This is a genomic window from bacterium (genome assembly GCA_030647555.1).
Classification (GTDB): domain Bacteria; phylum Patescibacteriota; class Andersenbacteria; order UBA10190; family CAIZMI01; genus CAIZMI01.
Genome location: JAUSJG010000008.1, coordinates 234143 through 257598 on the forward strand (window position 1 = coordinate 234143; position 23456 = coordinate 257598).

Annotated in this window: 22 protein-coding genes and 1 tRNA gene; 17 read left to right on the plus strand and 6 right to left on the minus strand. The window is 41.9% G+C overall.

Going from position 1 to position 23456, the window contains the following annotated elements; genetic code table 11:
* Positions 1-3 precede the first annotated feature (3 nt).
* The 6 genes from Q7S57_03115 to Q7S57_03140 all read left to right on the plus strand — a co-directional run bounded on the left by Q7S57_03115 (position 4) and on the right by Q7S57_03140 (position 5789).
* Complete coding sequence (locus tag Q7S57_03115; GenBank protein MDO8512240.1) at positions 4-825, plus strand: hypothetical protein; 822 nt, start codon at positions 4-6, stop codon at positions 823-825.
* On the plus strand, positions 822-1631 hold the full coding sequence (locus Q7S57_03120; protein MDO8512241.1) for an alpha/beta hydrolase: 810 nt from the start codon (positions 822-824) through the stop codon (positions 1629-1631). Before Q7S57_03115 ends, Q7S57_03120 begins: the two co-directional genes overlap by 4 nt.
* Positions 1609-3219 carry a UDP-N-acetylmuramoyl-tripeptide--D-alanyl-D-alanine ligase gene (gene murF, locus Q7S57_03125; GenBank protein ID MDO8512242.1) on the plus strand — a complete coding sequence of 537 codons (1611 nt, stop codon included), beginning with the start codon at positions 1609-1611 and terminating at the stop codon, positions 3217-3219. The genes Q7S57_03120 and murF overlap by 23 nt, the downstream gene beginning before the upstream one ends.
* The gene (locus Q7S57_03130) at positions 3216-4457 is read left to right on the plus strand and encodes a DegT/DnrJ/EryC1/StrS family aminotransferase (GenBank protein ID MDO8512243.1); all 1242 of its coding nucleotides are present in this window, start codon (positions 3216-3218) and stop codon (positions 4455-4457) included. The genes murF and Q7S57_03130 overlap by 4 nt, the downstream gene beginning before the upstream one ends.
* A gap of 12 nt (positions 4458-4469) precedes the next feature.
* The gene (locus Q7S57_03135) at positions 4470-5477 is read left to right on the plus strand and encodes a peptidoglycan bridge formation glycyltransferase FemA/FemB family protein (GenBank protein ID MDO8512244.1); all 1008 of its coding nucleotides are present in this window, start codon (positions 4470-4472) and stop codon (positions 5475-5477) included.
* A gap of 84 nt (positions 5478-5561) precedes the next feature.
* Positions 5562-5789, plus strand: a complete 228-nt coding sequence (locus tag Q7S57_03140; GenBank protein MDO8512245.1) for a hypothetical protein — start codon at positions 5562-5564, stop codon at positions 5787-5789.
* Positions 5790-5863: 74 nt separating this feature from the next.
* Here the strand turns inward: Q7S57_03140 and Q7S57_03145 are convergent, their stop codons facing one another.
* Together Q7S57_03145 and Q7S57_03150 are read right to left on the minus strand one after the other, a co-directional pair.
* Entirely contained in the window at positions 5864-7567 is a 1704-nt protein-coding gene (locus Q7S57_03145) for a glycosyltransferase family 39 protein (protein MDO8512246.1), read from the minus strand.
* A gap of 2 nt (positions 7568-7569) precedes the next feature.
* A complete protein-coding gene (locus Q7S57_03150) occupies positions 7570-9165 on the minus strand; it encodes a glycosyltransferase family 39 protein (GenBank protein MDO8512247.1) in 1596 nt (531 codons plus the stop codon).
* Positions 9166-9269: 104 nt separating this feature from the next.
* On the opposite strand from Q7S57_03150, the gene Q7S57_03155 reads away from it, so the two are divergent.
* The 4 genes from Q7S57_03155 to dnaX all read left to right on the plus strand — a co-directional run bounded on the left by Q7S57_03155 (position 9270) and on the right by dnaX (position 12971).
* On the plus strand, positions 9270-9737 hold the full coding sequence (locus Q7S57_03155) for a hypothetical protein (protein ID MDO8512248.1): 468 nt from the start codon (positions 9270-9272) through the stop codon (positions 9735-9737).
* Positions 9738-9897: 160 nt separating this feature from the next.
* Positions 9898-10521 carry a hypothetical protein gene (locus tag Q7S57_03160; GenBank protein MDO8512249.1) on the plus strand — a complete coding sequence of 208 codons (624 nt, stop codon included), beginning with the start codon at positions 9898-9900 and terminating at the stop codon, positions 10519-10521.
* Positions 10508-11038: a GtrA family protein gene (locus tag Q7S57_03165; GenBank protein MDO8512250.1), complete on the plus strand. Its 531-nt coding sequence runs from the start codon at positions 10508-10510 to the stop codon at positions 11036-11038. The genes Q7S57_03160 and Q7S57_03165 overlap by 14 nt, the downstream gene beginning before the upstream one ends.
* Before the next feature lie 232 nt (positions 11039-11270).
* Positions 11271-12971 carry a DNA polymerase III subunit gamma/tau gene (gene dnaX / locus Q7S57_03170; protein ID MDO8512251.1) on the plus strand — a complete coding sequence of 567 codons (1701 nt, stop codon included), beginning with the start codon at positions 11271-11273 and terminating at the stop codon, positions 12969-12971.
* A gap of 5 nt (positions 12972-12976) precedes the next feature.
* Here dnaX and Q7S57_03175 read toward each other — a convergent pair whose 3' ends face one another.
* Complete coding sequence (locus tag Q7S57_03175; GenBank protein MDO8512252.1) at positions 12977-13660, minus strand: hypothetical protein; 684 nt, start codon at positions 13658-13660, stop codon at positions 12977-12979.
* A gap of 79 nt (positions 13661-13739) precedes the next feature.
* Here Q7S57_03175 and Q7S57_03180 point away from each other — a divergent pair.
* Positions 13740-13813, plus strand: a tRNA-Gln gene (locus Q7S57_03180).
* A gap of 70 nt (positions 13814-13883) precedes the next feature.
* Here the strand turns inward: Q7S57_03180 and Q7S57_03185 are convergent.
* The 3 genes from Q7S57_03185 to Q7S57_03195 are packed head-to-tail and all read right to left on the minus strand — an operon-like array spanning position 13884 to position 16313.
* Positions 13884-14633: a class I SAM-dependent methyltransferase gene (locus Q7S57_03185; protein ID MDO8512253.1), complete on the minus strand. Its 750-nt coding sequence runs from the start codon at positions 14631-14633 to the stop codon at positions 13884-13886.
* Between the two features lie 17 nt (positions 14634-14650).
* The gene (locus Q7S57_03190; GenBank protein MDO8512254.1) at positions 14651-15481 is read right to left on the minus strand and encodes an ABC transporter permease; all 831 of its coding nucleotides are present in this window, start codon (positions 15479-15481) and stop codon (positions 14651-14653) included.
* Positions 15465-16313, minus strand: coding sequence for an ABC transporter ATP-binding protein (locus Q7S57_03195; GenBank protein ID MDO8512255.1), 849 nt, complete (start codon positions 16311-16313; stop codon positions 15465-15467). Before Q7S57_03195 ends, Q7S57_03190 begins: the two co-directional genes overlap by 17 nt.
* A gap of 189 nt (positions 16314-16502) precedes the next feature.
* Here Q7S57_03195 and Q7S57_03200 point away from each other — a divergent pair, with 189 nt between their 5' ends.
* From Q7S57_03200 to Q7S57_03225, 6 genes are all read left to right on the plus strand, one after another.
* The gene (locus Q7S57_03200) at positions 16503-16946 is read left to right on the plus strand and encodes a putative toxin-antitoxin system toxin component, PIN family (protein ID MDO8512256.1); all 444 of its coding nucleotides are present in this window, start codon (positions 16503-16505) and stop codon (positions 16944-16946) included.
* A gap of 5 nt (positions 16947-16951) precedes the next feature.
* Positions 16952-18247 carry a hypothetical protein gene (locus Q7S57_03205; protein ID MDO8512257.1) on the plus strand — a complete coding sequence of 432 codons (1296 nt, stop codon included), beginning with the start codon at positions 16952-16954 and terminating at the stop codon, positions 18245-18247.
* Between the two features lie 218 nt (positions 18248-18465).
* Positions 18466-21393: a UvrD-helicase domain-containing protein gene (locus Q7S57_03210; GenBank protein ID MDO8512258.1), complete on the plus strand. Its 2928-nt coding sequence runs from the start codon at positions 18466-18468 to the stop codon at positions 21391-21393.
* A gap of 228 nt (positions 21394-21621) precedes the next feature.
* Positions 21622-22458, plus strand: a complete 837-nt coding sequence (locus tag Q7S57_03215; GenBank protein ID MDO8512259.1) for a Bro-N domain-containing protein — start codon at positions 21622-21624, stop codon at positions 22456-22458.
* Positions 22459-22608: 150 nt separating this feature from the next.
* Positions 22609-22884 carry a hypothetical protein gene (locus tag Q7S57_03220; protein MDO8512260.1) on the plus strand — a complete coding sequence of 92 codons (276 nt, stop codon included), beginning with the start codon at positions 22609-22611 and terminating at the stop codon, positions 22882-22884.
* Positions 22885-22956: 72 nt separating this feature from the next.
* Entirely contained in the window at positions 22957-23295 is a 339-nt protein-coding gene (locus tag Q7S57_03225) for a DUF3800 domain-containing protein (GenBank protein MDO8512261.1), read from the plus strand.
* Positions 23296-23456: the final 161 nt, after the last annotated feature.

The window sequence follows — 23456 nt, forward strand, 5'->3', positions numbered from 1 at the left end:
CCGATGACGCGAGAGGTCAAATCGGAATCGCAGTCTTTTTTGCAAAAAGACCCGTCAAGAACGTGGTTGTGGGTGTTTGGTGGAATAATTATTCTAATAATTTTGGTTGGTTTGGGAAGTGTATTTTTACCGGAACAATTTATGGTAAAAAATGTGGTTGTTAGCAATACCCGACCGGAAGTGGCGCAACAAATTAAAAACTATGTTCAGGAGGTTGTACAAAATAAGTCAAAATTATTTGGCAAGACAAGTATCTTTCTTGTTCCGCGAGATTTCTTAGAGTATGAATTACCGAATAAATTTGCCATTATCAAAACAGTACAAATACTGCGTGAATTGCCAAGTACGGTTCATATTGTTATTCAAGAAAAAGTTCCCGTGGCGGTTTTGATATCGGGCGGGGTAAGTTACGCGCTTGATCCCGGCGGTGTGGCCTTTGAAGAATTTTCCCAAGAGAGAATGCAGACAAATAAATATCCGATTATCAGCGACGAGCGAAAAACGACGGAAATAGATGTTGGTAAATCCGTAATGGATCCGAGGATTTTGACTATGATGCACGATATCGCCCGTCTATTTCCCGAAAGGTTTGGGATACAAATTGATAAAATTACGATCCCCGCGATTGGTAGTCAGGAATTGCATGTTTACACCAGTGAAGGTTGGATGTTAGTTTTGGACAATAGCAGAACGCTGGATGAGCAGTTTTTGGTACTGGAAAAAATACTCACGGAACAGATCACTAATGATAAAAGACCAATGTTGAGCTATATTGACCTAAGGGCGGCAGGAAAAGCTTTTTTTAAGTTTAAGGATGGCACATGATACTAACGGAAGAAGAAATCGAAATCGACGGTATTTCATATCGTTATTTGCATGGCGGAAAAAGCGGTGGAATTCCGATTTTGTTTTTACATGGCTGGGGCAGTAAGGCGGAAAGCTACCGAAAAGCGAGCACTTTTTTTCCGGATGATTTTCCGGAAATTGTTATTCCCAATCTTCCTGGTTTTGGATTTGCCCCGGTACCGAGCACAATTTGGGGTATTAAAGAATACACTGACTGGGTAAACAAGCTCATTCAAAAACTTGGCTGGTCAAAACTGTTTTTGGCTGGACATTCATTTGGCGGTCGTTTGACTATATATATTGCTTCTCATCAGCCGGAGTTGTTATCGGGAATTATTTTATACGCCACGGCGGGAACAACAAGGCGCAACCAAAAAAGACTCTCATTCTTTAATATTATCGCCAAATTAGGAAAGGCGATATTGAGTTTGCCAGGGCTTCATTTTATTTATCCAATCGCGGAAAAAACTCTATACAAATTAGTTGGCAACACAGATTACTTGTATGCGGGAGAAAAACGCGAAATATTCAAAAAAGTTATTAACGAGGACCTTTCTGGGTTAGTAAAAGATATTTTTGTTCCAACGAAGCTCCTTTGGGGAAAAGATGATTTTCAAACACCGCTCGCCGATGCCGAATATATTCATCAAAACATAAAGGGTTCGGAACTTAAGGTAATCTCTGGCGAGGGGCATATTATGCACTCGAGAAATCCGGAACTGTTTGCAAAAGAATTTTCCGAATTGGTTGCTAAATTATTGAGTGAAACAAGCCATGGTAAATAGTATTTTGGTATTTGCGATCGGTGTACTGTGGTTGATTGCGATTTGTCGCTTGATTATTTTGCAGGTGGCTACCTGGCAATTAAAAGAATATCGTTGGGACAGAATGCGTGAATATCTTCGGTTGGGAAGCACGAAACAGGTTCTTATGAGTCCGATAGAATTGGCCAAATGGTTGTTGCTATTTCTGTTTTTTGCCGGAAACACCTTATTTGGTTTATATTCCTGGTTTGTACTCGCGATATATATTCTTGATTTATTGTTATTAGTAAAAGAGTTAAGACGACACATGATCATACGGCCGGCAATGACGATAAAGGCAATCGGTATGATAGCAATATCTCTTTCGGTCATCTTTGCGCTCTTAGGTCTAATGTTTCTTAACGGGGTATTTATTGTGGCGACGTTGGTGTTTCTGGATCGTCTCACGGCGGTTATTGTTACGACATTTGTGTTTTTATTTTTTCCATTGTCTGCAATACTAAAGCGACGAAAAATTAACGCGGCAAAAAAATTACGCGGAGGCCTGGGACAAGTTGTAGTGATTGGTATTACCGGAAGTTATGGTAAGTCGAGTACAAAAAATATTTTAGCTACAATATTAGATGGCGATAATATATTGGTGACTCCCGGCAACACGAACACAGAAATTGGTGTTGCGCAATTGATGCTTAATCAACTAACAGAAAACATAAACTATTTTGTTGCGGAAATGGGTGCTTATCGTATTGGAGAAATTAAGAGTTTGGCCGAATTAGTTCAGCCCAAAATTGGCATTCTTACGGCAGTGGGGAATCAGCATCTTGGGCTTTTTGGTTCCCATGAAAATATCAGAAAGGCAAAATCCGAACTTATTGCATCGTTGCCGGCAGACGGGACAGCAATATTAAATGCGGATGATCCGATTTGTTTCGATATATCGAAACAAATTACGCACTGTGAGGTTTTGACGTATGGACTGTCGGATGAGGCCGATTTGCAAGCAAAAATAATTAGTTCTAATGAAAATGGAATTGAGGTTAAAATATTTGGATTAGTGCCGGAAACGATGATTGTTATGCCTGTAGTTGGACAGCATCAACTTGGTAATGTTTTGGCCGGCATTTTAACGGCTATTGTCCTTGGAAAAAAATGGCCGGAAATTCAATTAAAACTTCAAAATATCAGGATGGTTAAACAAACGATGGAAAAATATACTACCGCGCAAGGCGCATTGGTTATCAACGATTCTTATAATGCCAACGTAAGTGGGGTTATCGCGGCGATAGAAAATCTAAAATCTTTTTCGCAATCCCAAAAAATTGTTATTTTAACGCCGATGATTGAATTGGGAAGTGACTCGGCAACCGCGCACGAGCAAGTGGGGGCCGTGCTAGCTAGGGTTGCGACGCGTGTTTATTATACCGGGACGGATTTTAAAAATGAACTCTTGGCGGGCGCTAAATTAGTAAATCCCGATTTCAAAATTAAAACTCAGACGCAAGCAAGTGAAATTATTAAAGATCTGTATCCTGTCCTCGGAAATGACGCGGTTGTACTGCTAGAGGGCCGTGTTCCGAAATTAATTCGAGAATCATTGCATACAAAATGATTGCTATTTCCCTCGCTCCAAATTTTGAAACAAAGGACGCTTTATTGGCACTGAAACAGCTGTTTTTGCCATGGCGTTGGCGTAAAGGTACTGCCAATCAAAGATTGGTCGCTAAATTACAAGCAATACTTGGCAGGAAGGAAATTTATACGGTTAATAGCGCGCGTTGGGGACTATATTTATTGCTTCAGAATTTGCGTCTTGAGAAAGATACGGAAGTTTTATTGCAGGCGTTTACTTGCGTCTCCGTTCCAGGCCCGGTGCTCTGGAATAATTTGAAACCGGTTTACGTTGATATTCTGGAAAGAGAATTAACAATGGATCCTCTTGATCTGGAGCGAAAAATTACAGCTAAAAGTCGGGTAATTATTGTTCAACACACTTTTGGCATACCGGCTCGGATGGACGAAATAATGACGATTGCCAAGAAACACAACTTAATTGTGATCGAGGATTGCGCACATACGCTTGGAGGGAAACATCGCGATAAGCTTTTGGGCACGATTGGTGACGCCTCAATTTTTAGTTTTGGTCGCGACAAAGCAATCTCAAGTGTTTTTGGTGGTGCAATTATGGTTAATAATCAAAAAGTGTTTACTAGTATTAAGTCTGCTGTGGCAGAATTGCCATTGAGTAAAAACGGGTGGGTTCTCCAGCAACTGATGCATCCGATTTTGTTTGAGTTGATTATTAAGCCATTATATTTCACGGCGCAGATCGGAAAGATAAAATTAGTCTTCGCTCAGAAGGTCGGTCTGCTTTCTAAAGCCATCGCGTCACATGAAAAGTCTGGCGGTAAGCCCGCTTTTGAATGCGCAAAATTATCAAACGCGTTGGCGGAACTGGCCTGTTTTCAATTAAGCCGGTTAGAGGCATTTAACGCGCGTCGTCGCGAAATCGTTGAAATATACAACAAGGAATTACACCAATCTGGTTTTGATGGACAGAGTTTATTGCGTTATCCGATTTTTGTTGATGAACCGCGAAAATTGTTATTAGCGGCTCGCAAAGAAAAGATTTTGCTAGGGGACTGGTATGAAGTGATTGCGCCAAAAGACACGGATCTAAAGGCCGTACAATATGTCGCGGGTTCTTGTCCAGTGGCGGAATCGGTCGCTAAGAGAGAGATAAATTTACCGACCTACTACACGCTAAAAAACAGTGACCTAAAGAAAATCGTGGAGTTTACTTTAAGGACTGTCCCTAAAGTAAACGGCTACTTTAGGGACAGTCCTTAAAGTGTTAAACCTATGCAAATAAAAGAAATCACGAGTAAGTCGGACTGGGAAGGATTCTTGATAACCCAAAACTCCAACACGTTTTTACATGGTTGGAATTATGGTGTAATGCAGGAAAAACTCGGCGAAAAAGTAATTCGTTTTGGGTGTTACGAAAATGATGTTCTTGTTGGTGTTGCGATGGGTGTTTCGGTTACGGCAAGACGCGGTAAATTTTTGTTTTGCCCGCATGGCCCGATCGTTGTAAATAATGATTCTGAAAAAACGGAAGCTTTAATTTTGGCATTAAAGAAATCTGCGCAAGAAATCAGCTCGGCGTTTTTGCGGATCAGTCCGTTAGAATTGCAGGATGGTAAAAACGCCGAACTCTATAAAAAACTGGGGATGCGACCGGCACCGATGCATATGCACGCCGAAACGATGTGGGTTTTGGATATTAAACCTTTCGAAGAAGATTTAATGAAGGGAATGCGTAAAACAACTCGGAATTTAGTGCGTCGTGCCGAGCGCGATGGTGTAAAAATTCGCATCAGTCGTGACGCAAAAGATTTGGATGTTTTTGAACAGCTGTACAAAGAAACAGCGGACCGCGAGAACTTTGTTGGATTTTCACGCAAATATTTGGAGGCGGAATTTAACGCGCTGGTGAATGACGGGCAAGTTTTCATCGCTTTAGCGGAATATCAGGGCGATGTAATTTCCACAGCTCTTATTACTGTTTACGGCAATACCGGTTTTTATCATCAGGGCGCGTCAACGCGCAAACATGCGAAAGTGCCGGGTGCGTATCTGCTCCAGTGGGAAATTATTCGCGAATTAAAGCGTCTTGGGATTCAGCGTTATAACTTTTGGGGTATCTCTGATGATATAAAACACCCTTGGGCGGGCTTATCGCTCTTCAAGCAGGGTTTTGGCGGTTATCGAGAAGATTACCTGCACGCACAGGATCTGCCACTAAAACCGTCATATTGGCTAACATACATAATCGAGCAAATAAGACGCAAAAAACGGGGGTATTGACATGAATCTAGTCTGGTAGTAGGGTTACATCTTGTTGTTTACAATCTACGTTGTGTTTGTGTTTCTTTTTCAAGGAGGTGTTCCATGGACACCGGAATTGTGGCTATCGTGGTTGGGGTAATCGGTGCGGGTTTGTTTTTGATCGGTGCCCTTGTCTGGGCTGGGAGTCGTGTCTCTAAAGGTTGGACCGGTCGAGACACGGTGATTGTGATCATAATGGTCGTATTGGTGATTCCTGTCGCAGTCGTCGCCCCTGGAGTGATTGTTCGATGGCAAGTTGCTCACGATGCAACTAGCACAATCGCGAAATAATGCGACTAATTCGTTGTGGTTGATTCAGAATAGGTAACACCTGTTCTGTTTTTTTATTTCTTTGTTTATCCACTTTAAGGGTTACCCTTAAAGTACTTTCTCACCACGATATCTCCTTGATATCCAAACAGTTCCGAAAAACTTTTTTCCGATTCTAGTTTATATTCATCCGATACTGATAGTTTTGAACCTCCGAAACCGGTTGTGTCCACCGCCCAAATTACATCCGGTTTTTCTTGAAATATTTCGGGGCCGACAATATCATCTTTTGTTAGAATCGGTCCGCCACTGAAATGGGAAAGTTCGCCTGTTTCAGAATATAAACGCGGTGGCGTAATCTCCCCTTGCCCCGCTCTGATGAGCGAGGCTCGCCCAGATGGGCGGCCCTCTTTATTAAAGAAGGGAACGCTTGAGTGAAACAAGACCGAAAAATAGACAAAACTGGAACTAACAAGGATTGGTTCGTTTTGATTGGCATTTTGTCGGAGATATTGTACGGCCGTGACTGTTCCGGGGTGATCTTGAAAATGCAGTGATGTCCAGAATTGATTGACTGTATAAAAGCCATATCCGGCTATTATTAGCGCCACAACGGAACTAATATAAAACTTTTTTGGTAATAACGAAATACTGCGGGCAAGCAAGATAATTAATGGAATAGACGCAAAAACAAAGTAGCGGTCTTGGTAGATACTTGTTCCGCGTGATAGATACCACGCGCCAAGAAATGGAATAATGAATGATGAAACAAGAAGCCAGTCGCCTTTTTTTCGACCAAATAATAGAGGAATAATTAATAATAAGGCAACCAAGACGGTGCAAATTATTGCGGTTTGATGAGAGAAATCACTTACTCCACCCAAGAGAAGGCGGGACATTGTGTTTGGAATCGACCAATCGTTCATCGGCGGAATCCAGTAGCTTTGTTGGACTTGGGCACGCTGTTTCAGGAAAGTTGTAAGCCAGGGCAGAAAAATGAGAACGGATAAAATCATACCGGATACTAATGACCATGTGTTGGCACTGCGAAGAGTCACTAATGGTTTTTTAACAAGACGCAATATTAAATATCCGCCGATAAAAATAAAAATTCCCACGATGCTAAACAGGGCAAAGTAGTGGACATGAAATAACGCACCGATCAAAAGTCCTAAAATGATTCCGTCTCGCCAAATTTTTTTCGTCTCGGTTTGTTGTGCCGTCTTAATCATATATACCAACGCAAAACAGAGAATTAGCGTACCGAGAGTGTACATTCTGGTTTCCCATGCGTATTGCACTTGAAAGGCGGAGACAGACGTTAAAAGGGCGCCAATAATCCCAACGCGTCTTGAGTTGAATAAAACTTTACCAGAAAAATAAACACCAAGGACTGTGGCGAAGGAAAGCAGTACGGAAAGAAGACGCAACCAAAATAAACTCACGTCTATTCCAAGTATGTGGAGAGGCGCGTTCCATAACCAAAGAATTAAGTAATAAAGAATCGGATGCACATCAGCGGCGGCGCGCTGTAAAAATTCCAGAAATGGGAATTGGATGAGACGCCACGAAAAGGCTTCGTCAAACCAAAGGGAACGGTCGGTGAGATGGGTAAGGCGGATAAGGAATGCAGACAGAAGAATGATGAACAGCGTGAAAGTAGTTATCAAGTTGTGCGCGTCGCGTTTCCCTCCCTTATTCAAGGGAGGGAGAGGGTGGGTTAGGAATGGGATCGCGCAAAACTTTCTTAATCCCTCCCAACCTCCCTTTGGTAAAGGGAGGAGACGACGCGACACCATTTTCACGGCTTTAATCCAAAAACAATCATTGTCGTTTCTTCGAACTGGTTTTTAGTACGCATTAATTCTTTTATTTCCGGATGTTTGTTTATGTATCGCTCAGCGTCGGGCAGAGTGGATTGATTGAAGATTATTACATCACCTTGTTGAATGGTGGTTGTTTCACACTTTTCCGGTTTTAACAAAATATATGGGTAATTATATTTTGTCGTAAGAAAGTGAACGGTTTGTACAGAAAACTCGTCTAAAACCAGATATGATCTTCCGGAATTGAGTTTCGCGCGTTGGTTAAGATAATTACTCACTGTTGTTAAATCACTGCGGTATTCGTACCAGTATTTTGGCAGGGAAGCAGAGACGCCAAAATAGAGAAATAAATCATAAACACATGTTAGTGCCAAGAGAATCAATAATGCACCCATGGCAATTCTGCGAGCGTTGAGTGATGGTAATCTTTTTAGTCGATGAATAAACCATGCTCCACCGATTCCCGCGAGCCAAAAAACGACGGGGATTTCGCCAATTGAACGAAGACCATGGGGAATTCCTTCTGCTGTCGCGACGGCCGGTACCAGCATTATTGCTAACAACAAAAGCATAATAAAAAAGGCGAGAGTTTGTCCTGTGTGTCTTCCGCGAAGTAGGCGATGAAGGTATTGAATAGAACGAATTAGTGCGATTATTATGCCGATTAAGCCAAAGACAGCGGGAATTGGTGACAGAAATGGATAACCGGGCACATTGTGACGAGGATTAACATCACCGGCGGTGAAAAAAGCCAATATGCTTTTTTCCAGTACATCAGTTGCCGTACCGAGTAAGTTTCCTTTATTGATATCCGGATTAAGGATTGAAACTTGCCCCGATCGACCGGCAAAAGACCCAGGGTGATTGTTGAAATATGCAAAAAGCGGGGTCATAGTAACGACCGCTGATAAAAATAGCGCAACTATTGCTCCGCGATACATTTTAAAGCCGAAAAGACGAGGTTTCCTAAGTAAACTTTGCAGTAGTAAGACAACGGCAACAATCACGATAACGCCCACGAATGCGCGAAAAGCGATATATGTGTACCAACCTAATCCAAAGGACACACCACAACCGATGGCTTGCCAAATTCGCGTCTTTGGATTTTTAGTTTGAAAAAGTCCCATAAAAAAATAAACCGTAAGGGCCATAAATAAAGGAATAGTGATCGCGCGAAAACCTGTTCTTGATAATGAAACATGCCACTGATTCGTGGCGATAAATAACCCGGCTAAAATTCCTACCAGATCGCCAAACATTCGCCGGCCCGCGGCATAGGTGAAATACACCGTCGCCGTTCCAACCAACGCCGAGGCAAAAAACATTGGCCAGACGCCGATGCCGAAAATGGCGATTAAGACAGCTTGCAGGTAGAAAAATAGCGCCTCGCGCCCGTTGCCACGTTCATAAAATGGCTGCAAGTGTCCATGGAGAATTGAAATCGCGTCCTCACCATTGGCAGCTTGATCGGGGAAAAGACCGCCCGGCATGGTGGTGATGTGCCAGAATCTGCCAAAAATCGCGAGCAACAAAATTATTCCCACTAATATTTTTCTGTTTGCTGGTGTCATGTGTATATTATAGGACTTTCGCTAATGGTTGACAAAAATGGTAAAAAGGAATATAATTGTGTGTTCTTTCCCAACCCCAGGAGTCTTTTTAAAGGAGTGAAGGAATGGTTGCAAATACAACCAAAAGAAAGACGACGGCTTCGAAAATTAGTGCGATTAAGGTTCGCGCCAACGATTTGTTCAATGCGATGGAACGCATTGCCAACAAGTTGTTCGACGACGACGAGCTGGAGGATACCTGCCGTCGCGTCGACATCGGCGACACGCAACTGTGGCTGAAACCGCCACCGATGCCCAACACGACGAATTTTTCGGTTCTTGTTACAACCGCAAAAATCGCAGGGTGGCGAATTACTAAGGAGTTGAAGGAGCGGATCAACTCCACATCCCTCGATTCTTCCTGGATTGCGTGGATTCTCGACGGTCTCGCGGGGATCGTTCAAGACCTGCAGGACAACAGGGCAACAGGTTTCGCCGCTACGTACAACGTCTGCTTTTATGAGACGGTCGTGGATGGCTACGAAACCGTCCTCGCACCGCTCTTGAAAAAGGCGGAAGAAGCCGGCTTGTAAGTAGTAAGTCGATTCGAGAAGCCGCGAGTCAACCGGAAGCTAAACCTAGCCTCCGGTTTTTTTATTCCTCTAGACAAAAATTTCCCCCTATGCTATTTTCCAAGCAGTTAGTAGGGGGAGGAAATACTAACACAAAGACAATTTAAATAAGACATTTTATATGGCATCATTAGAACCCGAAACAATCGCTCTTTTAAGGCGTCGCTTAGAGGAGGCGGAACGTAATATACAACTTTGTAGGCAATTACTCGGCGGAACCGCCCCAGGGAGCGGGTCGGATGTTTCATTACTCGTTTTTTCGTCATCGGCAAAGATGGACGCGATTGAAGTAGACGAAAATTTTGGAGGAAAAATTATTCACGGTGAGTTTGATGGCGAACACATGAAAGGCGAAGATGGTCAGTTGTATCCGGTTCCGGCCAACTATGCTTCAAAATCAAAATTGGTCGAAGGTGATAAACTTAAATTGGCTATCGAACAGGATGGCGCGTTTGTCTATAAACAGGTAGGACCAACTGATCGCATCCGTGTGCGCGGTGTTTTTGATATCAATGAACAAGGGCAGTATGTTGTAAAATCAGAAGATAAAGAATACCGCCTCCTGTTAGCATCCGTTACTTTTTATCACATTGACCGTGGCGATACCGTTACAATTTTGTTGCCGGCCGAAGGCAAAGCGGTTTGGGGTGCGGTGGAAAATGTTATCAAGGCCGGAAGTAAAAAAAGCGATGAAATAAGTGACGATGACGATGAAAAGGATGAAGAATTAGATGAAATTATCTAACTTACTAAAGATTTTTTTGTCTGGAGAGTTTATTCGGTTCGCCGTTGTCGGAGGAATCGGTTTTTGCGTGGACTTTGGCAGTTATTTGGTGATGACACGCATTCTCGGTTTGCGTTCAGTTTTTTGTTATGGCTTAGGTGAACAGCAATCATATTGGACGGCCCTGACGCAAAACGCCAGCGAAACGTGCAGTGTTTCGCATTTTCCGATCATTTTGGCCACGATGATCAGTGTCTTGTTGGCGATATTATCAAATTTTCTTTTCAATAAGTTTTGGACTTTCCGCAAGACTGCCGGAACGGGCGATGTGGCAAAACAAGGTTTAAGTTATTTTGGGTTAAATTTTGTAACTTATATTATGAATCAACTATTGGTTGGGTTTTTTGTTTCCGATTTTGGTCTGCTACGAGTTTTCCCAAACTACGTCGATGTGTCCGCGAAAGTCCTGGCCGTCGGTATTGTGCTTTTTTTCAATTTTTTCGGCTCAAAGTTTTTGGTGTTTCGGCGGGGGGAATAGATTTTACCTGCCGTAGAGACATTTGTCTGCGATAGAATTATTTTTGATATTCAGAACAATGTATATGGTATTTTGTATATAGTATATGGATTTATTGACCGAAGACATGAAACGAAATATTTTAAAAAAACTTTTATTGGTGCGGAATACTTGACGACAGATTCGCCTTCTAAATCAATATACTACATACCATATACAAAATACTCGCCGGCAGTGTTACACTGGAATTTCAATGGAAAATAACATCTCATCTCTAAACCAAGAGCGTACTCTTTATCGTAAGCATCGACCCCAAGCATTGTCGGATGTCTCCGGTCAGCAACATATTTTGGCGGTTATTAAAAATGCTTTAAGTGGGGGGAAAATTACGCATGCCTATCTGTTTTCCGGCCCTCGTGGAACCGGTAAAACTACTATCGCGCGTATTATAGCGAAGCGACTTAATTGCCAAAACGCGCAAGGTTCGGATCCTTGCGGGCAATGTTCACAATGTATTGCGTTTCAAAATAAAGCCTGCCTTGATCTGATAGAAATTGATGCTGCCAGTAATCGGGGTATCGACGAAATTCGCGCCCTAAAAGATCGGATTAGCTTGGCGCCAACAGCGGGAAAATATAAAGTCTATATTATCGACGAAGTGCATATGCTTACCAAAGAAGCATTTAATGCATTACTTAAAACGCTGGAGGAACCGCCAAGTCACGCTATCTTCATTTTAGCCACGACGGAGTTGCACAAAGTTCCCGAGACAATCAAGTCGCGCTGTCAGACTTTTATTTTTCGCAGGGCTTCGGCAGAACAATTAATTGAACGCTTGAAAAAGATTTCCGGGATTGAAAATGTGGAGATTGAAGACAGTGTGTTGAGTTTAATCGCGAGTCATAGCGAGGGTTGTTTTCGCGACGCCGAAGGTTTGCTCGGACAAGTAATTTCAATGCAGAGCGGTAAAATTTCCATTGGCGATGTGGAAACTATGCTTGGCGTAATTGGTTTTAAGGAAATTCAGAATTTTGTTGATAATATCTTGACCAGAAACGCGCAGGGTTCACTTCAGCAATTATTAAGAGTAATAGAGAGAGGCGCATCATTGAGACGCTTCGCGGATGACATCACGCGTTATTTGCGAGCGGTGGCAACTTTTACCATCGCGCAAACTTCTAACGAGTCTTTTGATCCGGAGGTTATGGAAAAATTGCAAATTCACGCGAAAAGTTACACTTTGGATAGTTTTACAAAATTATTAAGATTATTTTTACGTGCCAAATCGGAAATGCGCGACGTAACATATGAAGAATTGCCATTAGAACTGGTGATTATGGAGTGGTGCGGGGAAGTGCAAAACACAACATCATTGATTACTAAAACACAAAGTGTTGTTTCTCAACAACCAATTCAACAACCTGTCCAACCGTCGGTATTAGGAAAAATGGCTCAACCAATTATGAACGCGCCAATAATTGCTAGGGAATCTCCGGTACCTACAATCAATCGCTCACAGGACAAATTGGCGACAGATCAGCGAAATTCCATGGTGGAAAACCTAGAGTTATTTGAGAAGGTAATGGTGGTTTGGTCGCAATTTTTGGAAAAAACGAGGACATTAAATCCGCTTTTGCTTTCTACACTTGAGGCTTGTAAGCCAAGTATTGTAAGGGGAAATATGTTATATATGATTACCGAATTTAATCTCTACAAGGAACGCGTGACAGATAATCAGGTGCGTGAGTCTCTTGAAGACTTGTTGGCAAGCCTGGTTGGTGAAAAAATTCTGATGCGTGTGGCGCTTAAGAGTGAGGCTGTGGGAATGCGTTTACCTGAACCAAAATCTGGTAGCACAGTAGTAGTTGCCTCCATTGAAAGTCCTATTGCGATAAATACAAACCCAACAGCAGAAGCCCTGGCAGTATTAGGCGGGGAATTGGTGGGTGGGTAAGAACGTTAATTACCGAGAAATTTTTTGGTTGATAATTCCGTCCAGATTGAAATTTGTCGATTGAGCCAGGTACTTTTTTTAACAGTTAGCCGAATCAATCCAATATAGTTTGCGTCTTTATTGTGACGAAATACTGAATTATTGTTCTTAATTACAACTAGTAAATCATTCGGTTGAATCTGTAGTTTTTGTGACCATTGTATTCGTGATAAATTTATATCAGCGGTTTTGTGGATATATAGACTATATATTAATTCGGAGTCCTGTTTATTGGCATAGGTTTTCAACCATTGACGCATAATCATAATCGCCGATGGATCAGAGTTGCTGAATTGAACCCGCGCGGACACGTTCCATGGTTTTTGTTTTGATCCTTCGGCCCAATAAAGTGAAAGTCCGAAATTAAAGAATGGGTCAGAATATAGGTTGCTAAAATTTGCGGTGATTTCGTTTTTTAGTGAATTGGTTTTAGAAATTCTTTGATTTCTTTTTGCGAGTGCCCCCGCATTTTGACCGGCTTTACGTAGTGAATCCAGGCGTTTTTTTAATGGGGGCGCCAACTTGATTTTGCAAAGCCATGTAGAAAGAGTAGACTTTGTTACAGGAATTTGTTGAGCAATTTCACTATAGGAAAAACCTTGAAGTCGTAATTGTTCTGCCTCATGCCTTTCTTTAGTTTTAGATATCATATCAATTGGTGAGTTATTAGATGATATTGATTAGAACCAAGGTTAATAGTACCATAATAATAGATTGATAGTTAGTTAATCCGGGATCGTCTAACGGCAGGACGCCGCTCTTTGGAAGCGATAATCTTGGTTCGATTCCAAGTCCCGGAGCCAAAAAATATGGCCACCTTTAGGTGGCTGTATTTTTTGTGCGTTAGGGAAGCAACCACCTGCGTTGCTTGCTTTATGCGCCCATACCAATATTTTTCTTAATCCTTCCAAACGCGAATATCGCCGGTTTTAAAATTCCGGGAGCAAACTTTTGGTGAAAAACTCCTAAAAAATAAATAATTTTTGAAAATGAAAGATAGGATGGTTCAGCCTCATAACCGTATGCAACTCCATCAATACCGTATTTTTTCATAATCTTTTTTAATTTTCGAATACTATTACATTTGTAAATAGTCGGAAAAACATCTTCCTCGGTTCTACTATTTTGGACAACAGAAGTTATGCGCGAATGGTACTTATTGGGGATTAACCTCGCGATTATTGCGACATAGCTCCATCGATTGGGCGTTCTTACGCACAAATAACCGCCTTTTTTCAACACACGACGCACTTCCGAAAACAGCAAATCTGGATTTGAAATATGCTCCAAAACATTATCGCAGACGATTAGATCAACTGAATTGCTCTCAACCGGCCAGGAGTCACCCTTAATAAGACGGAACTCGTCTATAAACGGATTGTTTTGGGCTCGCTGATCAACATCAATCCCAATAACTCGCGCAACTTTTCCTTTTAGAATTCTAAGATTCCGCCTGAATGGTACGACATCATCATTAAATTCACCTCTTCCGCAACCGACATCAAGAATTACAAAAGACGAATTAATAAGCGAATTGACTCTATTGAAGAAAGCGATTGTTCCATCAACATCCGTAAACCCGCCGAATTTTGATTCAGGATAGAATGTTTCTCTGTTATTCATCTGAGTGTTTCAGTTTTCTAGCTTCCCTGGATTCCGAATTTTCGCCAGATAAAACGGAAGGAATAACCGGCCATAAAAATCAACACCAAAGCAACAATACTAACGTAAAGAATATCAAAAAACGATACTCTTCCGGTACCGAGCCAGGCCGTTCGTGCAAACGAGAGCGCGGTATTGAGCGGATTGTAGCGAATCAACGGATCCAATAGGATATTTAAGGGGTGGGGAAGTTTGTCGATAACTTCAATCGGGTAGAAAAACGGCGTCAGAAAAGTAAACGCCGAAATTATGTATGACAAAAACGGCGTAATGTTTTCCGTAGCCAATGAAGCGCCACCAAAAATTAATCCCACACATAAACCGATTAAAGTTACTAAAATAAACATGAGAAATGCGAGTAAAAAACCGGCAAAAGTGGTAGGGTATATAACCCATAAGGCCAAAAGGAAGGCGAAAAAAGTGGGAGTATTTTTAACAATTTCTGATATTCCAAAACCAACAATAATCGCGGAGGTTTTTACCGGAGTAATAAATAAAAGCTCAACAGTACGCGACCACTTGTCTCTTTGAAATTTATCTTTAAAAACCGAGGTGCTGGCACGCCAAGTAGTGTGAAATATTATTCCTAAAGCCAAAAAAGGAATATATGTTTCCTTCGTTAAGCCGGGGATTGGAGAAATGGCGTTTTGACCCACCGTTGCCACATAAACCGTAAGAATCGGGATAAGTCGGCCAAGCGGTGAGACGATGCTTTGAAAAATATAAGAGATCGCGAATCGTAAATCGATCTGTATTTCTTTGCGGGCGATCGCCAACGTCTCGCGGATAGTGTTATTTTGATAAAACATGTTTTTTGTGAAGGGTTGGACAATAATTTTTATCACCGGATAAGGTTTTTCTTAGCAGTCCCTGTACAAATTCAATAATGGAGAGGGTTTTTTTGCCGACGTGAGTTGGGGCAACCTCGGACAAATCCGTAAAATTAACATCCCTGACAAGCTCGCCTCGATGCAAAAGAATTAATCGCTCTGTCATATTTTCAATATCCTCCAAGTTGTGTGTCGCTAAAATAATCGTTGCTTTGCTCTTCATAATTATTTCTTTTGCTTCTTCCGCGAAATGAAGATCAAACGCGCCAAATGGTTCATCTAAAATTATAAGTGACGGATCGGGTAATAAAACACGCGCAAAATCGAGTCGAGAAACCATTCCCGTGGAATATTGTTCGACATATTTATCAATAACGTCTGATAGCCCGACAATCTCTGCCATTTTTTTTATTCTTTCTTCGCTGTGCTTGATGTGATAAAGATTGGCGATGAATCGTAAATTTTCGTAACCGGTCAGTTGGCGATAAATAAGGGGAAACGCTGCCATATAACCAACAGGTTGTCTGTCGGGACTGGATGCTTCCACACCATCAATAATCATTGTACCGTTTGCCGGATTAAGAGCTCCTGCCATCGTTCGAAACAATGTTGTCTTTCCCGCGCCATTCATTCCTACAACACCGACCCGTTCGCCAGGGGAAATATTTAAAGAAATATTGTGAAGAGCCCGAAAATGGTGGTGCGAATGAGTTTGTCCTGTGCCAAGTAATTGTTTTTTTAGAAACCAATTAAAAGGTAACGGATAATCAACACTAAGATGGTTTATCTCGATAGAACTTCCTTGGATCATTGAGGATATTATAGCGGAAATATAAAGAAAAGTAACTCGAATTGTTGAAAAGAGTGCTTATTGATAAAAATGGGCCTGAATTATGATAATGATCAATGAATGGTGAGTGGACAAAGTGGAAACATATTCATAAATCATTAATCATATATCGTTATTCACAAAATGGATGTATTCCACTATCTTTTGTATATGGATAAACTGGTTCTCGACACAAATGTCTTAATTGATGGTATTAAGGATGAAAATTCCGCCGCCTGGCAGATTATTAATGCCGTGTTTGAGAGAAAGGTTGAACTATATGTTAGCCACCCTGTCGTGAGAGAATATCGACGCATTTTGCAACGGGAAATTTCCGATCCGGCGTATAGTGAACGTGTTTTGGGTTTGCTCGATCTGGCGATCAAAATTGATGTACATAATATTCAGCGCCTGGTTGTGGACGATCCGGAAGATGACAAAGTGATCGCCACGGCACTTACTGCCGGCGCGGACGCGTTGATTTCGGAAGATAAACATCTATTGGATTTAGACAAGCAATACGATTTAAGAATTATGAAACCGAAGGAATATCTTAATCGTAACCAGCAAGATTCTTCATGGAGTGACTTTGCTAAGCTAATCGGGTTAAACTAGAGTAGATGGTTATTGATCGTAGGAAAATATTATTTATCGCGTCCGCGATATTTTTTGTGTTGACTGCGAGTGTTAGTAGAGCGCAAGAGGTAAATAACAATGGTGATGCGGTTATTGATAATTCCGCGGCAATATTGAGTAAAGAAGCGGAATTAAAAGCAGTTCAAGAAAAAATTGATGCCCTGAACACGGCGAAAAAGGTGCATGAACTGGAAAAGAATAATTTAGTACGATCGATCGATATAATAAACGATAACATTCAATCAACGCGTCTGGAGTTAGATAAAACGGCAATTTCAATTGATTTCGCGCGATTGCAAATTAAAGATAATCAACAAGGCATGAAAAATGCGGAAAAACAAGTCAATGGTTTACGAGTGGAGTTGCAAGGTATTTTGCGAGAGATGAGCGCTTTAGACCAGCTTTCCTTGTGGCAATCTCTATTTTCCAAAGGATCATTCACAGACTTTCTACAGGCCAATGGGGCGTTTAGCTCTCTCCAGCGCAAGATGATGAATAATATCGTAGTCGCGCAAGACGCGCGAAAAGTGCTGGGAAAACAAAAAAATGATCTAATCCAGAAGCAAGAAGATCTTTCTCAATTGCAGGGCTTGCAAGAAGCGCAAAAAAACTCTCTTAACGCGGAAGAAGGGAATAAACAAACGGCGCTAACAAAAACTGTTGCCGAACAAAAAAAGGTTTCCGGTCTTATCGCTGAAGCGGAACAAGCCAGAACGGAAATCAATCAAAAATTATTTTCTTTGCGCAGTGCCGGAATTAGTATGTCATTGACGGATGCCTTAAAAATGGCCAAATATGCCGGAAAAGTGACGGGGGTGAGACCGGCACTATTACTTGGTGTTTTAAAAATTGAATCAAATCTTGGCACAAATGTCGGTTCCGGTCGCTATCCCGACGATATTCACCCATTGCATCGCGAAGCGTTTCTTCGAGTCGTAAAAAAACTTGGCCTAGACTTTGCAACGGCGCCGGTTTCCGCAAAACCGAAATCTTATCCGGGTTGGGGTGGGGCAATAGGGCCGGGACAAATTATGCCGGGAATTTGGGAAAGTATCGAAAATACAGTTGCCGAGCTAACGGGACGCGCCCTTCCATCGCCGTATAATCTGCAAGACGCCTTTGTGGCGACGGCAATTATTTTGCGAAACTCGGGCGCGGTCTCGGGAAGTGAGTTTGAAGCGGTAAATCGCTACTTCGCGGGAGGAAACTGGCAACGATTTACCTGGTATGGGGATAGAGTGTTGGCTGTCGCTAAGGAGTATGAGAGTAACGAAATATAGTGTTTCTATTATTATAGTATCGTTATAAAACTTAAGGAACGACTGTGTAAAATTGCCTCCAAAATTTTCAATTATCAATTTTACAATTTTCAATTAATTTTCAAAATTATAATTATCAAACGATGGCGGTTTTTTGAAAATTTGGTCATTTAGAAATTAATTGAAAATTGGCCATTGATAATTGATAATTAAAGATCTTGAGTTATACTCTTTGAGCAATGTCTGTTAAAAAACAAGGGAAAACAAAAAAGATTAGCATCGATCTCTCTGATCTCAATACCGAGCAACGCGCGGCCGTAACGCACGAAAAGGGGCCGCTTTTGCTGATTGCCGGCGCCGGTACGGGCAAAACAACGGTAATCGCGAATAAAATTTTGTGGTTAATCCAAGAACGGGGCATAAGACCGGATAATATACTCGCCCTTACTTTTACGGAAAAAACCGCGAAGGAAATGGAAGAACGCGTTGATCGTTTACTTCCTATGGGTTTAAGTAGGGTGCGCATCGCCACCTTTCACGGTTTCTGCGAGCGCCTGCTCCGCGACTACGCGATTGAAATCGGACTCGATCCGTCGTTTAAAATCTTAACCGTTCCCGAGCAATGGTTGTTGTTGCGGAGGCATCTTTTTGAATTGCCGTTGAATTATTACCGTCCGCTCGGCAATCCCACCAGCTTTATCAAAGATATTGTCCGCGCCATCGGTGCTTCTAAAGACCAAGATTTGATGCCCGAACGCTATATTTCCTACGCCGGAGTTTTAAGAGAATCCGCGGAGACGGAAAACGACGAAAAAAAGAAAGCGGGTCTGCTCGAATCGGCCGTACGCTGGAACGAATTTGGCGAGGTCTATCGCGCCTACCAGCAAATTGTTTTGCAAGAAGGAGCGATGGATTTCGGCGATATTATTCTTAACGCTGTACGTCTTTTGGAAGAACGCCCCTCGGTGGCGATGCGTCTCCGCGAAACTTTAGAAGAAGTTTTAGTGGACGAATTTCAGGACACCAACGGCGCACAAAATACACTTCTTCGCCTTTTAGTGCCGGACAAAAATGGCCAAATCACTGTGGTGGGTGACGACGATCAATCCATTTATGCTTGGCGTGGTTCCAATATCGCCAACATTCTCACATTTCAAGAATGGTATCCGGGCGCGAAAAAAATTGTCCTAACCAAAAATTATCGTTCCCCCCAAACCTTACTTGATTCGGCGTATAAACTGATTCAGTTTAATAATCCAATGCGGTTGGAAAAAACCGCCAACGTTGATAAGCGCCTGCAAAGCGCCACGGGGGAACAAAACAGTCTTTCCGTTTCGCACCATCATTTTCCAACCATTGAAGATGAGTGCGCGTTTATCGCCGATCAAATTATTTACGGCGTGGAAAAAATGAATCGGTCGTTGAGCGACTTTACAATTCTTTTACGCGCCAACGCGCAATCTGATATTATCGTTCCGGCGCTCATTCAGCGAGACATTCTTTTTCATGTTTCGGACGCGCGCGGATTACTGCTTCGGCCGGAGGTGCGCGACGTGATCGCCTATTTGCGCGTGGTTTTTAATCCGCGCGACAATGTTTCTATTTTTCGGCTAATTTCGCATCCGATTTATAATCTCGCGCCATATGAACGCCAGCGTTTATTTAATGACAGTCGGCAGGAAAATTTTGATTTGACGGAAAAATTACGCACGGCCAGCAAGCAACCGGAATATTCCGAAGAAACTAAAACCGGTTTAAAAAAGTTTATCGATTTGCTCGATCAGCACGTCGCCAGTGCCCCTTCGGCGCAACCGTCGCGAATCGCGCTCGAATATCTCCAAAAAAGCGGATATTTGGAGTGGGCGATTAAAAATAGCGAGCAAACTCCCGAAATTCTGCCGAATATCAGCGAGTTTGTGCAATTTATCAAGGAATACGAACGCTCCGACCAAGAAGCCTCGTTATTAAGCTTTTTGGATTATCTTGAACTGGTTGTTTCCTCCGGCGAAAGCCCCGCGCAAGCTTCATTGAGTGGTGATTTTGAAGCGGTAAAAATTCAAACCGTACACAGCGCGAAAGGCTTGGAATTTCCTGTCGTGTTTATTTTAGGGGCCACGAAAGATAAATATCCGGGAGCAAACAGAAGCAATCCATTGGAAATTCCAAATTATTTTTCCGACAGCCAGGGAATTGACGAACGTGAAGCGCACACAATGGAAGAACGGCGCTTGTTTTACGTGGCGATGACGCGCGCCAAGGAAAGACTTTTTATTACTTCCGCCAGTCAAAGTTTGACCGGCAAATCGATCAAGAAACCATCGTTATTTATTGAAGAAGCGGAAATTGAAACCGTGGCGGGCAAAGGAACAACCATCGCCCAACAATTAAAATTACCGATTAGTTTGGAGAAAAAAGCGACCAAAAATTCGATTTCTTTGACCATTCCTAAAACAACCAGTGTTTCGCAAATTGAAAACTACGAAAAATGCCCATTGCAATATAAATTTCAGTATATCTATCGCATTCCTGTTTTACAGGGCCACGCGATGACATTTGGAAATACAATCCATAAAATATTGAAAGAGGTGGCGCAAAAAGTGACCGCCGGACAAACACTGGAGATTGCCGACGCGCTTTCGTTATATAAAAAACATTGGAACAGTGACGGTTTTGAGGACCGTCAACATGAAGAAGAGCGTAAAGAAAAAGGAAAAATAATTTTAACCGCCTATCTGGAAGCCAATCCGTACTTGTTAAATACCAAACCGCTTTATGCGGAAGAATCTTTTCGCTTGCGGATCGATGATGTAATAGTAAATGGGCGCATCGACCGCGTTGATAAAATTGACGGGCTGATAACGGTTACCGATTTCAAAACAGGAAAAGTAAAAGATCAAAAAGACGCGGATAAAAGTTTACAGCTTTCCGTGTACGCAATCGCGCTCAAAGACGCTTTTGATATCAAGGCGGAGCGTCTGGTTTTATCATATTTGGAAGGGCCAACCGACCGTCGCACGACGCGCACCGACGCGGTTTTGAAAAAAACGCGCAAAAGATTGATGGAAACGGTTAACAAAATAGTCGCGCAAGATTTCACCCCCAAACCGGAAAAAATGACCTGTCACTTCTGCGCCTTCAATAAAATCTGCGACTTCTCGCTGGAGTAAAAAATGGGAACAAAAAGTGGGGAGCCGCCATACCCCTCTTTTTTTAAAGAGGGGCGAGGGGAGATTCCGTCGTCATTCGTAGGGGGTCCGTTCCTGTTACGCAGCGTCGGACACTGATCGACGTAAAAAAACGGAAGGGTGGAATTCAAAATGAGAGAGTCCGGTACTTCTTGCAAACAAAACACGAACGATTTATAATAATGATGTAAAACAATTAATTTAATAAATATGAATATTGAAATAACAACACAAATAGCGTTATTCAGAGGTGAAAAAATTAGAAGGACGCTTCATCAAAACGAATGGTGGTTTTCAGTGGTGGACGCGTGCGGAGTTCTTACAGACAGTAAAGATGCTGGGGCATATTGGCGAAAACTCAAGCAGAGATTAATTGAAGAGGGAAGCGAGGTCGTGACATTTTGTCACGGACTGAAATTGGAAGCCACAGACGGTAAAAAATACGAAACCGATTGTGCTACAACTGAAGGTCTCTTTCGTATCGCGCAGTCCATCCCATTCTCCAAAGCCGAGCCTTTTAAGCGCTGGTTGGCCAAGGTGGGGTATGAACGCGTGCAAGAAATTGAAAATCCCGAACTGGCCACAAAAAGAACACGCGTTCTTTACAAACTCAAAGGATACTCGGATAATTGGATTGAAAAAAGAATGCGTGGTATCGCTATTCGGGAAGAATTGACCGATGAGTGGCTAAAACGGGGAGCACAGGAAGAAAGAGATTATGCAATTCTTACCGCGGAAATATCCAAAGTGGCTTTTGGTGTTACGCCCAACGAATACAAAAAACTTAAAGGTTTGAAACGGGAAAATCTGCGTGATCATATGGATGATTTTGAGCTAATTTTTACAATGCTGGGAGAACGATCTACCACGGAAATCCATCGCACTGAAAATTCGAAAGGTGTTCCAAAACTGCGTAGTGACGCAAAAGCCGGAGGCGAAATTGCCGGTGGCGCAAGAAAAAAACTAGAAGATCGTCTTGGTCGTTCGGTGGTTACGAAAAATAACTTTTTCCAAAAACCGGCGGATAAAATGGACTTGAAAAAATAGGATGAACGAATAATTGTTGTTGTTGCGTAGTAAAAGGGTCCGTCCTTGCCGTACAAGGTCGGACTCTGATTGGCGTGCGTCGCTCACCCTCCCCAAAAAAACGTCCACAACTCGCTCTTGCAAACAATACACGAACGTCATATAATAATTATGAAAGCGAAGGGGGAAAGCAATATATTATTAATTCAATTAGTATATGAAATACAAAAAAATAAAATTGTTCCGAATAACAGTTATACGGAATTTTTGCTTTATACCACTCCGAACGGCAAGGTAAAAGTTGAAATATTTTTACGAAATGAAGATATCTGGCTGACTCAAGCAAAAATCACTGAACTTTTTGGCGTTGAAAGAAGTGTTGTTACAAAGCACCTGCAAAATATTTATTTAGACAAGGAGCTCAAAAAGGAAGCAACAAGTCAATAATTGCACAGGTTAAAATGAGGGAGAAAAATAATAATGAATTTAAAAAATATCGGGTTTGAAATTAAATAAAATATGTATATTTTTTTAGACGAAAGCGGACAGTTCATAAAACACAATGACGATGATTATTTTGTTGTAGCATCTTTTACTGTTGATGATCCGCGGCGAACGCAAAAAAGATTTAAAACCTGGCAGAAAACAAGGTTCCCCAAAAGAATGCGCAATCAGGCGGAAATAAAATATTCTGCGGTAGATATTTCCGAATTACTGCGTTTGAGGACGCTAAAGTTTATTTCTAGACTTGATGTGCGAATAAATTATACATTCCTGAAGAGAAAAAATATTCCTGACAATTTTGTTAAGAAAAACAAAAATAAATTATACATTCCTGAAGAGAAAAAATATTCCTGACAATTTTGTTAAGAAAAACAAAACTCAACTACCCTCGACTAAAGTCGAGGGGTTGAGACGGCTAGAACGCTGAAGCGTTCTTTCGACGCGGACTATCCCATTTCTAATGGACCATGGTGAATAATCTCTCCGTCTTGCTGTTCGATATACGCCTGGATCAT